Here is a 15,159-nt window from a genome sequence, read left to right as displayed (position 1 = left end):
CTCCCGGCGCTAACTATAATGCGGGCTCTACGGGCCGATAGCTCAGCTGGGAGAGCGCCGCGTTCGCAATGCGGAGGTCGTGAGTTCGATCCTCATTCGGTCCACCAGTTTCAAAGGCCAGAGCTTGCTCTGGCCTTTGTCGTTCCTGCCGCCAGAAACTCGCGATTAATGCTTTTGCCATTCGTCGACGCCGAACTTATACTCAAACAAAACACCAGCATCTGCTGGAAGACAAGCCGGTCATGTCCGGGACCGCTTGTCCGGGATAAATCCGGAGGAGACTGATGTCGACGTGCCCCGGCTTGCCGGTGCGCAACGGCGTCGTGATGGAATTGAAACATGATCAACAGGCTTCGCGGGGTGCCCGTGTTCCGGCTCGTCATGCTGGCCGGTGCATTGAGTTCGCTGGGGTTTTCCATTCTGATCAGTCTCAGCCTGTTCGATGAGCGACGGAATCTGGAGCGCCAGGTACTGCGGGAAACGGAAAATGTAAGCATCATTCTCGAGCAGCATGCGCTGGCAGTCGTCGAGAAAGTTGATCTGATGCTGAAGGATGTCCTTGGTCACCTGGAAGTGGGACCCGGCCAGGAAATCAGGCTGGCAAACGCCTCTGCCGGGTCATTTTCGGGGCTGCTCGGCGAGAAACGGGCTGCGCTGCCGGAGGCGCATGCGATCCATATCGTCGATGCTGCCGGAAAATTCCGGCACAGTTCTCTGGCAACGGTCCCGGAGGTCAATATTTCGGATCGGGATTATTTCCGGATGCACCGGGATGACAGAGCGTCCGGGCTGATCATTTCTCCGCCACTGGTTTCACGCGCCAACGGGACCTGGAGCATTTCGCTGAGCCGGCGAATTACCGATGACAGCGGCCGGTTTGCCGGCATCGTCAGCGTGGTGTTGCGGCTCGAGCAACTGGAAACGTTCTACGCATCGGTCAATATGGGGGCGCGTGGCACGGTTCTGATGCGCGATGCCGGGATGCGGCTGATGGTTCGTCATCCGCGGCTCGAAGCAAACATGGGGCAGGCCATGCCGGATCATCCGGTGGCGCGGCTGCGGGCGCAGGGTGTCAGGCAGGGCGTCTACGACGAGTACAGCCCGGCCGACGGGGTCAAGCGGATCTACAGTTTCCGCCAGGTTGGCGATTACCCGTTGTATGTGCTGGCGGCGATTGCCGAGGATGACTATCTCGCCGAATGGTGGCGGCACGTGTATTGGTATGGCAGCGCCGCCGTGCTGATCGCGCTGGTGTCGCTGTTCCTGGTCCTCGTGGCACGGGCCGCACTGCTGCGTCAGATCGAGGCCGAGGCTTCGTTGAAGGCGTACCAGTCGCAGCTTGAACAACTGGTCGCCCGACGGACAGCAGAGTTGCAGGTGGCGAGGGAGCAGGCGGAGGCGGCGACGATAGCCAAGAGCGAGTTTCTGGCAAACATGAGTCACGAAATACGCACGCCGATGAACGGCATCATCGGCATGACGGACCTGGCCTTGCGTACCGAGCTCACCGGCCAGCAACGAAACTACCTGGGCAAGGCCAGGTCGGCGGCAGGTGCCTTGCTGGGCATCATCAACGACATTCTCGATTTTTCGAAAATCGAGGCGGGCAAGCTGAAGATGGAATGGATCGAATTCCAGCTGGAGGATGTGCTCGAGCATGTGACTTCGCTCATCGCGCCCAAGGCGCAGGAAAAAGGCCTAGAGTTCCTGATCAATACTGCCGGCGATGTTGACCGCCGTCTGGTTGGCGACCCGTTCAGGCTGGGCCAGATATTGATCAACCTGTGCGGCAATGCCGTCAAGTTCACCAACAGCGGCGAAATCGTCGTCGTGACGGTAAAACTTGTCGGCGCGGATGCCGGGACGGTCAAGCTGCTGTTCTCCGTTCGCGATACCGGCATCGGCATGAGCGAGGAACAGATTGCACAGCTTTTCCAGCCCTTCAGTCAGGCCGATGCGTCGGTGACGCGAAAGTACGGCGGTACGGGGCTGGGGCTGGCGATCAGCAAGCAGCTGGTGCATCTGATGCATGGTGAAATGGGCGTCCGCAGCGAAGTGGGCCGAGGGAGCGAGTTCTACTTCACGGCTGCGTTCGGCAGCGCCAGTGGCGCTGTGGTGGAGCGGCTGCCGGCACCGGATATCCGGCATCTGCGCATTCTCGTCATCGACGACAGTCCCACGGCCAGGGAAATATTCGATGCCCTGCTGGTCAGTCTGGGCTATCGCCCCAGGCTGGCGGCATCTGCCGAAGAGGGGCTGGCCGAACTGCGGCGTTGTACGGATTCCTCGCCTTTCGACCTGGTCCTGATGGACTGGCGAATGCCGGGGATGGATGGCTTCGAGGCGGCGCGCTGCATTCGTCAGTCTCCCGGCATCGTCCAGCCGAGGATCATCATGGTGACCGCCTATGGCAACGAAGCGGTTCAGCAGCGTGTTGTTCAGTATGGCCTCGACGGTTACCTGACCAAGCCGGTGAGCGCGTCGTCACTGCTCGATAGCTTTACCAATGTCTTCGGCAACGCCTCTGCCCCTGTCGTCATCGAGGAAAAGGACGATGCGCGTACTGAGCGGGCGTCGCCGATCAGCGGCATGCGCATCCTGCTGGCTGAAGACAACGAAATCAACCAGCAGGTGACCCTGGATTTGCTGGTCGAAGTCGCGGGTGCCGAAGTGGTCGTTGCCGGTGATGGGCAGGAGGCTCTGGATAGGCTCAGGGCGGAGCGCTTCGATGTGGTGCTGATGGATTGCCAGATGCCGGTGATGAGCGGTTATGAGGCGACCCGGCGCATTCGCGAGGAAATATCCGCGGATATTCCGATCATCGCCATCACCGCCAACGCCATGAGCACCGACCGGGAGAAATGTCTGGCGGTCGGGATGAGCGACTACATCAGCAAGCCCTTCGAGCCCGAGGTGCTGTTCTCGACGCTGGCACGCTGGCGCGGCGGTCGTCACCGCCCTTGAAGCTGTTTTACTCCGGCATTGTGGTCTTGCCGGCTTTCCTCGTCTGGTAATAGCGGATTGCCTGCCGGCGTCTGGCCTTGACCCGCCAGTACCAGACCGCGCTGATGATCGCGTAGCTGGCCAGGCCGAAGATCACGGCCATGATGCCGAGGCCGGTGATCAGCGGCAGGCCGAGTTTGCTGACCCGGTCCCAGAGGCCGCTGTTCCCGTCTTCCGCTGGCGCCAGTTTGGGTGGCGCATCGGCAGTTTCGCCGCCATGGATCCAGACGCCGAGTTTGTAGGCGGCGTAATACACCGGGCCGAAGGTGACCGGGTTGGTGACCAGCGTGCTGGCGGCGGCGGCGGGGACGTTGGCGCGCAGCAGGACGGCGGCGGCGGCCGAGAACGGGATCTGGGCGATCGGGATGAGCAGGCCGAAAAAGACGCCGATTGCGACCCCGAGGGCAACGCCGCGGCGCGACCAGTGCCATAGCCGCGGATGTGCGAGGAAGGGGCGCAGCCACGCCAGCCAGCGGTTCTCCATGATCTGCTCCCGGGTCGGGATGAGGGCACGCAGGCGGCTGGCAAGTCGGTTCATGTTGGCGGTGGTGGTCGGGCTGGAAGGGCGAGGGGGAAAGGCGACGAATGATACCGCTTCGCCGCTTGGAAAAAATGTCTTTCAGCGGCCGCTTGCCCCGCTTGCATCGGCGCGATGTTCGCTGAATACTGTGCGTCAGGAAGCCGGGCTTGATCCGGATTCTCAAAGCAAGCGGCCGAAGCCGCAAAATAATAATTCCTGATGGAGGAAGACATCATGACCCTGCCTGTCCACGTGCGTGCGCACAAGCTTTCCCCGAATGCTTCTTTGTGTATTTCCGGTTTCAACCTGATTGCCGCGGATTCGCCGGCAATCGAGGCGATGACCGATTTTTCCCGGATCAACGCGGTCAGCATCGCGCCTGCCGCACTGATCAATGAAGCCAATGCGCGGATGATTTCGCGCGGCGTGCGCCTGCTGATGGTGGTTGGCAAGGACGATGCACTGGCCGGCCTGATCACCGCCCGCGACATTCTCGGCGAGAAGCCCTTGCAGATCGTTCAGGGACGCGGCGGCAAGCGCGACGAACTGACCGTGGCCGACCTGATGACGCCGATCGGCAACATCGATACGCTGTCGCTGGAAGATGTGCTGAAGGTGCGCGTCGCCGATATCCTGGATGCGCTGAAAAAGCTCGGCCGCCAGCATATCCTGGTCGAGGACACCGATCCGGCGACCGGCTTGCCGCGCGTGCGTGGCCTGTTCTCGGCGACCCAGATCGGCCGCGCGCTCGGCGTGCCGGTGCTCGGTTTCGACCTGCCGCGGACCTTTGCCGAAATCGAGGCGGCGCTGGTCAACTAAGCTGGCGATCAGGGTAAACGAGCGTGGCGCGCTGCCGCGCTCTGCCTGAACATGGGTGCTTTTCGCCTGTCCCCGGAGGAATCGATGTCCAGCGCTACTCTTTCCAGCAAATTGCCGGCCGGCAAGGTCGTCTCGGCGCGCGCAGCGGTCGCCCATATTGGCGAGGGCGCGACGGTGGCCACCGGCGGGTTCGTCGGCATCGGTTTTCCCGAGAACATCGCCGTGGCGCTGGAGCAGCGGTTCGTCGAGGCACGCGAGAGCGATATCCACGGCCAGGGCAGCCCGAGTGGCCTGACGCTGGTCTACGCCGCCGGGCAGGGCGATGGCAAGGAACGCGGGCTCAATCATTTTGGCCACGACGGCCTGGTCGAGCGCGTCATCGGCGGGCACTGGGGGCTGGTGCCGCGCCTGCAGGAACTGGCGGTCGCCAACCGCATCGCCGCCTACAACCTGCCGCAAGGGGTGATCAGCCATCTGTTTCGCGACATCGCCGCCGGCAAGCCGGGGACGATCTCGCGCATCGGCCTGGGGACTTTCGTCGATCCGCGTTTCGGTGGCGGCAAACTGAATGAAAAAACTACGGTCGACCTCGTCCGGTTGATGGAAATCGATGGCGAGGAATACCTGTTCTACAAGGCCTTCCCGATCGACGTCGGCATCATTCGCGGCACGACGGCCGATCCGGACGGCAACATCACGATGGAAAAGGAAGCGCTGACGCTGGAAGCGCTGGCGATCGCGATGGCGGCCAGGAATTCGGGCGGCATTGTCATCGCCCAGGTCGAGCGCATCGCCGAACGCGGTACCTTGAACCCGCGCCAGGTGAAGATTCCCGGCATCCTCGTCGACTACGTGGTGGTCGCCGAGAAGCCGGAATACCACATGCAGACCTTCATCGAGCAGTACAGCCCGGCCTTTGCCGGCGAGATCAAGGTGCCGATGTCGGCGCTGAAGCCGATGGCGATGAGCGAGCGCAAGATCATCGCCCGCCGCGCGGCGATGGAGCTGACGCCGGGGGCCATCGTCAATCTCGGCATCGGCATGCCGGAAGGTGTCGCCGATGTCGCCGCCGAGGAGGGCATCGTCGACCTGATGACGCTGACCGCCGAACCCGGCGTGATCGGCGGCGTGCCGGCCGGTGGGTTGAATTTCGGCGCCGCGACCAATACCCAGGCGATCATCGACCAGCCCAGCCAGTTCGACTTCTACGATGGCGGCGGGCTGGACATCGCCTTTCTCGGGCTGGCCCAGGCCGACTGCGAGGGTAATCTCAACGTCTCCAAGTTCGGTCCGCGACTGGCCGGCGCCGGCGGTTTCATCAACATTTCGCAATCGGCGCGCAAGGTTGTCTTCGTCGGCACCTTCACCGCCGGCAAGCTCGATGTTGCGGTCGACGGCGGAAAACTACGGATTTTGCAGGACGGCTCGGCCGGCAAGTTCGTCAATGAAGTCGAGCATCGCACCTTCTCCGGGCCGCAGGCGGTCAAGCGCGGCACGCCGGTGCTGTACATCACCGAGCGCTGCGTTTTCGAGCTGACGGCGGCTGGCCTGGTGCTCAGCGAAATCGCGCCGGGGGTGGACCTGCAGCACGACATCCTCGACCGCATGGATTTCCTGCCGCTGATGCCGACCGCGCCGCGCCTGATGGATGCACGCATTTTCGCTGACGCACCGATGCACCTGCGACCGGACATCCTGGCGGCATAGTCTGCTGGCAATTGCTGCAACGCGGTATCATCGGCAGGTTTTGACGCCGATGCAGGTCTCGCATGAATGCTTTGTTTCCGTTTGCCGTTTCCGCCCGCGCGCTGCGCGGCAGTGCCTGTGTGCTGATTTTCGTCGCTTTGGCGGGGTGTCGCGAAGCGCCATCGGAGTCCGCCCAGGCAAACGCCCGCCCGGCCCTGACGGTCAGCCTGGTGGCGCCGCAGACCATCGACTGGCCGCAGACGCTGACCGCCAACGGCAACGTCGTTGCCTGGCAGGAAGCGGTGATCGGCGCCGAACTGGCGAACGTGCGCATCGTCGAACTGCGGGCGCAGGTCGGTGACCGCGTGCGCAAGGGGCAGTTGCTGGCGCTTCTCGATGCGGCAACGGCGCGCAGCGAACTGGCCGAAGCGCAGGCAGCGGTGGCCGAGCTGACCGCCGCGACCAGCGAGGCGCAGGCCAATGCGCAGCGGGCGAAGGAACTGCAGGCGCAGGGCTTTTACAGCAAACAGATGAATACCCAGTACCAGACCGCCGAGCAGTCGACCGGTGCGCGGCTGGCGGCGGCACGGGCGCGTCTGCAGTCGGCGCAGTTGCGGCTTGACCGGACGCAGGTGCTGGCGCCCGATGACGGGGTGATTTCGGCCCGGACGGCGACGGTCGGTTCGCTGACGGCGGGTGGCGAGGAACTGTTCCGGCTGATTCGCGGCGGTCGCCTGGAATGGCGTGCCGAGGTGCCGTCGGCCGATCTCGGCCGGCTGCAGCCGGGGGCGACGGCGCGGCTGATCGCGCCGGCTGGCGGGACGGTCGAGGGCAAGGTGCGCAGCGTCGCGCCGAGTGTCGACCCGGCAACGCGCAATGGCCTGGTTTATGTCGATTTGCCGGCGTCGACCGCAGAAGGTGCTGTCCGCGCCGGCATGTTCGCGCGCGGCGAATTCGAACTCGGGCGCAGCCCGGCGCTGGCCGTGCCGCAGTCGGCGGTGGTGCTGCGCGAAGGCTTTGCCTACGTCTACCAGCTGGCCGCCGATGATCGCGTCAGCCAGCGCAAGGTCGGCATCGGGCGCCGTGTCGGCGAGCTGATCGAGATCGTCGACGGGTTGGCTGCCGATGCCCGCGTCGTCGGCAGCGGCGCCGGCTTCCTCGCCGACGGCGATCTGGTCCGCGTGGCGGTTGGCGAAACTGCGGCGGGCGCAGCCAAATGAACGTTTCCGCCTGGTCGATCCGCAACCCGATTCCGGCCATCCTGCTCTTCATCCTGCTGACGCTGGCCGGTGTCGTCGCCTTCAAGGTGATGAAGGTGCAGCAGTTCATGGACGTCGACCTGCCGATGGTGACGGTGACCGCCAGCCTGCCCGGGGCGGCGCCGGCGCAGATGGAAACCGAGGTGGCGCGCAAGATCGAGAATTCGGTGGCGACGCTGCAGGGGATCAAGCACATCTATACCAAGGTGCAGGACGGCACGGCGACGGTGACCGTCGAATTCCGCCTGGAAAAGCCGACGCAGGAAGCCGTCGACGACGTGCGCGACGCAGTGTCGCGCATCCGCTCCGATCTGCCCGGCGACCTGCGCGACCCGGTGATCTCGAAGGCGAACCTCGCCGGTGCGCCGATCCTGACCTATACCGTGGCGAGCAGCCGGATGGACGAGGAAGCCCTGTCCTGGTTCGTCGACAATACCGTCACCAAGGCCATTCTCAGCGCCCGCGGTGTTGGTGCGGTGGCCCGCGTCGGCGGCGTCATGCGCGAAGTGCGGGTCGAACTCGACCCGGCCCGGATGCTTGCGGTCAACGCCACGGCAGCGGACATTTCCCGCCAGTTGCGCCAGATCCAGCAGGAAGCCTCGGGCGGTCGCGCCGATGTCGGCGGGCTCGAACAGTCGGTGCGCACGATCGGCACCGTGCAGTTGGCGAGCGAACTGGCGGCGATGGATATCGTGCTCTCCGACGGCCGCCGTATCCGTCTCGACCAGATCGCCAGCGTCACCGACACCGTCGGCGAGCGGCGCACGGCGGCGCTGCTCAACGGCAAGCCGGTGGTCGGTTTCGAAATCACCCGCAGTCGCGGCGCCGGCGAGGTCGAAGTGGCCGACGCCGTGGCTGTCGTGCTGGCGCGCCTGCGGGCCGAAAATCCCGATATCGAGATCACCGAGGCCTTCAATTTCGTCGATCCGGTGATCGAGAATTACGAAGGTTCGATGTGGCTGCTGATCGAGGGCGCCATCCTCGCCGTCATCGTCGTCTGGCTCTTCCTGCGCGACGGCCGCGCCACCTTCGTCGCCGCCACCGCGCTGCCGCTGTCGATCATCCCGACCTTCGCCGCGATGGTATTGATGGGCTTCACGCTCAATGTCGTGACGCTGTTGTCGATGTCGCTGGTGGTCGGCATCCTGGTCGACGACGCCATCGTCGAAATCGAAAACATCATGCGCCACCTGCGCATGGGCAAGCCGCCCCTGCAGGCGGCGATGGAAGCGGCCGACGAAATCGGCCTGGCGGTGATCGCGACGACCTTCACGCTGATCGCGGTATTCCTGCCGACGGCGTTCATGAGCGGCGTCGCCGGCAAATTCTTCGTCCAGTTCGGGTGGACCGCAGCCATTGCCGTGTTCTTCTCGCTGGTCGTCGCCCGCATGCTGACGCCAATGATGGCCGCCTACCTGCTGAAACCGGTTGCCGACCACGCCCAGCCGCGCTGGCTGACGCTGTACGAAGGCTGGGCCGCGTGGTGCCTGCGCCACCGGGTGATCACGCTGCTCGCTGCGGCGGTGTTCTTCGTCGGTTCCTTCATGCTGGTGCCGCTGCTGCCGACCGGCTTCCTGCCGCCGGACGACCTGTCGCAGACCCAGGTGCATATCGCGCTGCCGCCCGGCACGCCGTTCGAGGAAACGCTGGCGACGGCCGAGCACGCCCGCCGCCTTGTCCAGGCCAACAGCCACGTCAAGCTGGTGTACACGGCGCTGGGCGGCGGTGCTTCCGGCAGTGACCCGTTCGCGCCGGCCGGTGCGGCCGAGGTGCGCAAGGCGACGCTGACGCTGAACCTGACGCCGCGCGGCGAGCGTTCCGGAATCAGCAAGCAGGACATCGAAAATGACCTGCGCGAGGCGTTGACCGCAATACCGGGCGCCCAGATCAAGGTCGGCCTCGGGTCGGCCAACGAGAAATACGTGCTCGTGCTGGCCAGCGAGGACGGCCCGCTGCTGTCCGCGCATGCGCGACTGGTCGAGCGCGACCTGCGCGCCATTCCCGGCATCGGCAACGTCACTTCGACGGCCAGCCTGGTCCGCCCGGAACTGGTGATCCGCCCCGATTTTGCCCGCATGGCCGATCTCGGCATCACCTCGGCGGCCATTGCCGATACGCTGCGCATCGCCACCGCCGGCGATTACGATCAGGGGCTGGCCAAGCTCAACCTGCAGCAACGGCAGGTGCCGATCGTCGTCAAGCTGCCGAAGTCGGCGCGCACCGACCTCGACCTGCTGCGCCAGTTGACCGTGCCCGGCAAGCACGGGCCGGTGCAACTGGCCAATGTCGCCGATATCGCCATCGCTGGCGGCCCGGCCGAGATCGACCGCTACGACCGTCTGCGCAACATCAATTTCGAGATCGAACTGAACGGTCAGGCACTCGGCGAGATCGAGAAGATCGTGCTGGCCAAACCGAGCCTGCAGAACCTGCCGCCGGGCATCATCCAGACCACCGTCGGCGACGCCGAAGCGATGGGCGAGCTGTTCGCCAGCTTCGGCCTGGCGATGGCCACCGGCGTGCTGTGCATCTACATCGTGCTGGTGCTGCTGTTCAAGGACTTCGTCCAGCCGGTGACCATCCTGGCAGCGCTGGTGCTGTCGGTGCCCGGTGCCTTCCTGGCGCTGTTCATCACGCAGCAGGCCTTGTCGATGCCGTCGATGATCGGCCTGATCATGCTGATGGGCATTGCCACCAAGAACTCGATCCTGCTCATCGACTACGTCATCCTCGCCCGTCGCGGCGTCGACGGCAACCCGGGGCTCGATCGCTGGCACGCACTGCTCGATGCCTGCCGCAAGCGGGCGCGACCGATCATCATGACCACCGTGGCAATGGGCGCCGGCATGTTGCCGATCGCGCTGGGCATCGGCGCCGATCCGAGCTTCCGCGCGCCGATGGCGATCGTCGTCATCGGCGGCCTGATCACCTCGACCTTCCTCAGCCTGCTGGTGATCCCGGTGGTGTTCACTTACGTAGACGATGCCGTCGAGTGGTTGAAGCGGCATTCGCCGAAGCACGCAGCGACCGACGGTGGGGTAGCAGAGTGAATGTTTACGTATCGATCCTGCTGGCTTCGGTGATCCTGCTGGCGGCGTTCGCCATCGAACGGACTGGCCGGCAGTTGCGCATGCCGCCGGTGATCTTCCTGATTGCTGCCGGCATGCTGGCCAAACCGGCCCTGCACGCCTTCGGCTGGACGCTGGCCGGGCTGGACATGATGGTCCCGATCATCGGCACCATCGGCCTGGTGCTGATCGTGCTCGAAGGATCGCTGGACATTTCGCTGTCGCGTGACCGCATTCACGCCGCCCGCTCGGCGATGTGGATGGCGCTGCTCGGTTTTCTTGTCTGCCTGGTCCTGCTGGTGCCACTGATCAGCATGTACTTCGCCTTCGGGCTGTTCAAGGCGCTGGTCATCGCCGTGCCGGTGGCCGTCATCAGCAGCGCCGTGGCCATTCCGAACAGCCAGTTCCTGCCGGCGCACGGGCGTGAATTCGTTGTTTACGAAAGCGCGTTGTCGGACATTCTCGGCGTCATCGTCTTCTTCGCCCTGGTCCATTCCGACGGCTCCTTCCTCGGGGTAGTCGAAGGCCTGCTTGGCGGCGGGCTGGTTTCGCTGGTGCTGTCGGTGATCTGCGCCATCGGCCTAGCCATGGTGCTGATGCACAGCCAGGGGCCGATCCGTTTCCTGCCGTTGCTGGCCGGCTTGCTCGGACTCTATGCGGCGGGCAAGCTGCTGCATCTGTCGCCGCTGATCATGGTGCTGTTGTTCGGCCTGACCATCAACAATCCGACGCTGATCACCCGCATTCCGCGCTTCAGCCACTGGATGAGCGACAACTACGAGACGACGCTGAACGAGTTCAAGGCCATCGCTTTTGAGTTGACCTTCGCCGTGCGCGGCTTCTTTTTCATCCTGCTCGGCTACTGGACCGACGTTGCCACCCTGCTGATGCCGAAGGCCTGGCTGGGGGCTGGGGTCGTGCTGTTCATCATTTATACGTCGCGCTCGGCGTTGCTCCGGGTGTTCGGCGGCGAACTCGGCTCGCCACTGCTGTGGCTGGCGCCGCGCGGTCTGATCACCGTGCTGCTCTACCTGACCGCACGCATGGTCGTGCCGGTGCCGGACTGGGTTGGCGGTACCGTGCTCATTGTCGTGCTGGTCTCGGCAGCGCTGATCCTGATTGCCCAGCGGCGCTTCGAACTGCCGGTCAAGGCACTGCGCGCTGTCGTTCCCGACGCGGTGGAAGACCCCAGGTGATCGTATAGAAAAGATCGAGGGCGTTGTCGCTGCCGGCGCGGCCGATCAGTGAAATCTCACGGGTCAGCGCGATCGACAGCTTGACGATGCTTTCGGCGGTGCCCAGCGACTGTTCGTAACTGAGCGTCGCGTTCGACGACAGGCGCTTGCCGATGCTGAGGATCTGGTTGCCGGTAACCGCCGTCGTATCGATGCTGCTGCCGGCGACGCGGCTGCTCGGCTGGCGGCTGCCGCTACCGTCCAAACTGCCCTGGCGGACACCGAACTCGTCGATGCCGAAGGTCTGCTTCAACTGCTGCACGACGTTGCCCGCATCGTTGCCGAGCAGGCCGCCGGCGGCCGACAGCAGCACGCTGGCGTCGCCGGCGCCCATGCTCTCCTGACCGTGGCCGAGAATCAGCCAGGACAACTTTTCGGCATCCGGCAGGTCGGGGTCGGAGATCAGGCGGATCACCGGTTTTTGCGCCGTGCCGGACAGCTGGACGCCGGGTTCGACAGCCAGTCCCTTGCGTACGGCGCGGACGTCGAGCACCGGATTGTCGGGCAGGCCCTGGAAGGTGAGGATGCCGCGTTCGATCTGCAGTTGCTGACCGTAGGCTTCGAAGCGGCCATCGCGGGTGCGGATCGTGCCGCTGGCGCGCGGCAGGTCGCGGCCGCTGGCGCTGAGGCGGATCTGGCCGGCCAGGCGGGTACTCAGGCCGGCGCCTTCGAAAAGGAAATGGCGACCGAAGTCGGCATTGACGTCGAGTTCCAGCTTCGGCCGCAGAGGCGTCGTTTTGGCTTCGCCGGGGCGGCGGATGACGACGTCGTCGGACAGCCGCGGTGCGCCGCTGTCCGCCAACTGCCAGAAAGCGGCATCGATCGCGAGCTGGCCGTTGATGCCGAGTGCGTCCTGCTGCCAGTTCAGCTTGCCCTGGCCGGACAGGCTGACCCACTGGTCCGGGCGTTGCCAGATACCGACGCGGTCGAGGCGGATGTCGAGGGCGGCCAGGCCGGCCGGTTGATCGCGGTCGACGCGCATTTCGCCCGATATTTCCAGTTTGCCCGGCTGCTCCAGGCGCGCTGCGGCGGTCCCCAGCGCCAGTCGCAGCGGGCGCGGCATCGGCTGGCGCTGGCTGGTGAAGGCCAGGCGGCGGACGCTGAGCAGGTTGTTGCTGATGTCGGCGGCAAGCTCGCCGTCGGTCAGCGCCATGCCCTGGTCGGCGATGCGCAGGCTCAACTGGCGGCCGCGCAATGTGCCGTCGAGCAGCGGCTGGTCCGGTGTGCCGGTCAGTTGCAACTGAGCGTCGACCTGGCCGGCGCTGTGCCAACCTTCGCCGATCAGCTCGCCCAGCCAGCCGATGTCGGCAATGGCCGCGTCGGCGCGACCCTGCCAGGCCTGGTTGCCGGCCAGTTGCCAGGGGCCGGCCATGGCTGCGGTCAACTGGCCGCTGACCCGGCCGACGCGGGAGCCTTCGGCGCGCAGGTTCAGACTCAGGCGGTTGTCCTGGCTGCTGGCGTCGATGGTGGCTTTCCAGTCCAGCGGGTCGCCGGCCAGTTGCAGCGGGCCGATCTGCCAGCCGGTACTGCTCAGGCGTACCGGCGCCGGGGTCAGCAGCCGGAGGTTACGCGCCGGTGCCGGGGCGACGATCTGCCATTCGCTCAGTTTGCCCTGCCAGCCCCCGGTGTTGAAGCCGCTGGCGTCGAGACCGCCTTCGGCGACTGCGTGCAGCCGCTCGTTCTCGGCCAGCAGTCCGTCCAGTTGCAGCCGGTGCTGGCGCCGATTGCCGCTGGCGCTCAGCTTGAGTTTGCTGGCCAGGCGGATGTGCGCAGCCGATTCCAGGTGGTCGAGGGCAAGGTCGAGATGCAGCGGCGCCTCGGCGGCTTCGGCCAGTTGTGCGGCGAGTTTCAGGCCACGCAAGCGGAAAGCGCCGGGAATGCCCAGCGTGGCGGCCTGCAGGTCGGCGACCAGTTGCGGCTGGGCGAGGCTGCCGGCCAGTTCGATGCGCCCGGCAATGCCGCCTTCGCCGCCGAAGGGTTCCAGTTTCGGTGCGTCGATGACGAGCAGCAGCCGGTCGCCCGGCTTGCCAAAAGCGCCGCTGGCGTCGAGATGGTTGTCGCCGAGTGCGAGCCGGATGGCGATGGACGGGATGGTCGGCCAGGCGAGTTTCAGTTGTCCCTGACCGCTCATCGGCTGTTTGGCGAACAGGCTGTCGTTCAGTTCGAAGCTGGCGTCGACCTGCGGTTTGTCCTGCAACTGGCCGCTGGCCTGAATCGTCGCGTTGATCCGGGCCGCCGGGACCTGGGCGAAACGGCTCGGGTCGAAGCGCTGAAGTTTTGCGTCCAGGGTGAACTTCAGTTCGTCCAGTTGCAGCTTGCCGCTGGCCTGCAGGCTGGCGTCGCTGGCGGAAATTTCCAGTTTTTGCAGGTCGACCGCAGCATTTGCATGGCTGGCTTCGCCGCGGATGGCAAAGCGCCGGTCCTTGAGGTCGACGGCCAGTTGCTGGTGGTCGCGGGCGATGCTGGCGTTGATCGTGCCGGCCAGTTGCGTCGGCCGCAGTTGCGAGTGCAGGCGGATGGCGTCGAGTTTCTCAGCGGTCAGTTCGAGCAGCAGCTTGCCGGTGGCGCTGTCGCCCTGCCAGCGCCCCTGGCCGGCAAGCGTGCCGTTGCCGGCCAGCGCGGCATGCAGCGTCGGCAGCGCCAGCTGGCCGTCATGCCAGTCGACGGTGCCGGTGAAATGGGTGAACGGCAGGGCCTGTCTGTCGATCGGGCCGGGCTGGCGGTTGGCGAGTTGAAAGCGGGCACTCACACCGGCGCCGGCCGGGGTGACGTCAGCGTCAACATCGATCAGGGCACTTGGCAGGCCGGCCTGCCAGGCGGCCGGGTCGATGTTGCGCAGGTGGATTTGCGCGTCGGCGAAGGGTGTTGGGGCAAAAGGCGTCAACAGCAGTTGCGCGCTGCCTTCGATGCCGGCCCGGGCGGTGATGTCGATGCCGATGCGTTCAAGTGGCCCGTTGGCCTGGGTGGCAACGGCCAGCGGTCGGTCGTCGAGCTGTCCCTGCAACTCGAAACTGGCGGCGAGCGGGAAGGGGGTGGCGCCGTCGAGGCTGGCCTGGCCATGCACGGCGACGTCGGCGCTGTGGCCGCGAAAATCGGTCAGCCGGTGCTGCCGGCCGTCGCTGGCAAAACGCCCGCTCAGCGCGCTGGCGATTTGCTGCTCGCCGTAGTGCAGCGCGGAAATTTCCAGTTTTTCGATGTCGACCGCAAACGGCAGTTGCAGGTCGGTGGGGACGACTGCAGCTTCGTCGCTGGCGGCGACATCGATGCGCAGCTCGCCCAGCGTCAGTTCGGCGATGTGCAGCCGGCCGTCGAACAGGGCGCGCGGCGACCAGTCGAGACGGATCGCCTGCACGCCGACCTGCATGCCTTCATCCTGCCAGCGCAGTTCGCCGATGCTGAGCGGTCCGGCCAGACGACCGTCGGCGGCGGTGATCTGCAAACGGCCGCCGCTGGCGCTGCCGGCCACGCGGGCGAGGGTTTGCAGGCCGCTGCTGCTGTCGAGCAGCCAGAACAGCAGGCCGCCGGTCAGAGTGATGAAGATGGCTAGGAAAATAGTGAGGCGGCGCATG

At 65.4% G+C, this 15,159-nt stretch carries 7 protein-coding genes, 1 tRNA gene and 1 pseudogene; 7 read left to right on the top strand and 2 right to left on the bottom strand.

Going from position 1 to position 15,159, the window contains the following annotated elements; all coding sequences use genetic code 11:
* Nucleotides 1-31: 31 nt before the first annotated feature.
* A tRNA-Ala gene (locus tag BJN45_RS11820) sits at nt 32-107 on the top strand.
* Nucleotides 108-339: 232 nt separating this feature from the next.
* The gene (locus BJN45_RS11815; protein WP_076095483.1) at nt 340-2,964 is read left to right on the top strand and encodes a hybrid sensor histidine kinase/response regulator; all 2,625 of its coding nucleotides are present in this window, start codon (nt 340-342) and stop codon (nt 2,962-2,964) included.
* 7 nt (nt 2,965-2,971) lie between these two features.
* Here the strand turns inward: BJN45_RS11815 and BJN45_RS11810 are convergent, their stop codons facing one another.
* Nucleotides 2,972-3,541 carry a DUF2062 domain-containing protein gene (locus BJN45_RS11810; protein ID WP_076095482.1) on the bottom strand — a complete coding sequence of 190 codons (570 nt, stop codon included), beginning with the start codon at nt 3,539-3,541 and terminating at the stop codon, nt 2,972-2,974.
* A 216-nt stretch (nt 3,542-3,757) separates the two neighbouring features.
* Here BJN45_RS11810 and BJN45_RS11805 point away from each other — a divergent pair, with 216 nt between their 5' ends.
* The 5 genes and pseudogenes from BJN45_RS11805 to BJN45_RS11785 all read left to right on the top strand — a co-directional run bounded on the left by BJN45_RS11805 (nt 3,758) and on the right by BJN45_RS11785 (nt 11,551).
* Nucleotides 3,758-4,342, top strand: coding sequence for a CBS domain-containing protein (locus BJN45_RS11805; protein WP_083651294.1), 585 nt, complete (start codon nt 3,758-3,760; stop codon nt 4,340-4,342).
* A gap of 84 nt (nt 4,343-4,426) precedes the next feature.
* Nucleotides 4,427-6,040, top strand: a pseudogene (locus tag BJN45_RS11800) (acyl CoA:acetate/3-ketoacid CoA transferase); the annotation flags it as partial.
* Between the two features lie 71 nt (nt 6,041-6,111).
* On the top strand, nt 6,112-7,248 hold the full coding sequence (locus tag BJN45_RS11795) for an efflux RND transporter periplasmic adaptor subunit (protein ID WP_076095478.1): 1,137 nt from the start codon (nt 6,112-6,114) through the stop codon (nt 7,246-7,248).
* Entirely contained in the window at nt 7,245-10,337 is a 3,093-nt protein-coding gene (locus BJN45_RS11790; RefSeq protein WP_076095475.1) for an efflux RND transporter permease subunit, read from the top strand. The genes BJN45_RS11795 and BJN45_RS11790 overlap by 4 nt, the downstream gene beginning before the upstream one ends.
* Nucleotides 10,334-11,551 carry a cation:proton antiporter gene (locus BJN45_RS11785; protein WP_076095473.1) on the top strand — a complete coding sequence of 406 codons (1,218 nt, stop codon included), beginning with the start codon at nt 10,334-10,336 and terminating at the stop codon, nt 11,549-11,551. Before BJN45_RS11790 ends, BJN45_RS11785 begins: the two co-directional genes overlap by 4 nt.
* On the opposite strand, the gene BJN45_RS11780 is transcribed toward BJN45_RS11785, so the two are convergent.
* Entirely contained in the window at nt 11,502-15,158 is a 3,657-nt protein-coding gene (locus BJN45_RS11780; protein WP_076095471.1) for a translocation/assembly module TamB domain-containing protein, read from the bottom strand. The two genes, BJN45_RS11785 and BJN45_RS11780, sit on opposite strands and share 50 nt — an antisense overlap.
* Nucleotide 15,159 lies beyond the last annotated feature (1 nt).

The organism is Azonexus hydrophilus (genome assembly GCF_001956855.1).
Taxonomy (GTDB): domain Bacteria; phylum Pseudomonadota; class Gammaproteobacteria; order Burkholderiales; family Rhodocyclaceae; genus Azonexus; species Azonexus hydrophilus_A.
This window is presented reverse-complemented; position numbering and strand designations above follow the sequence as displayed.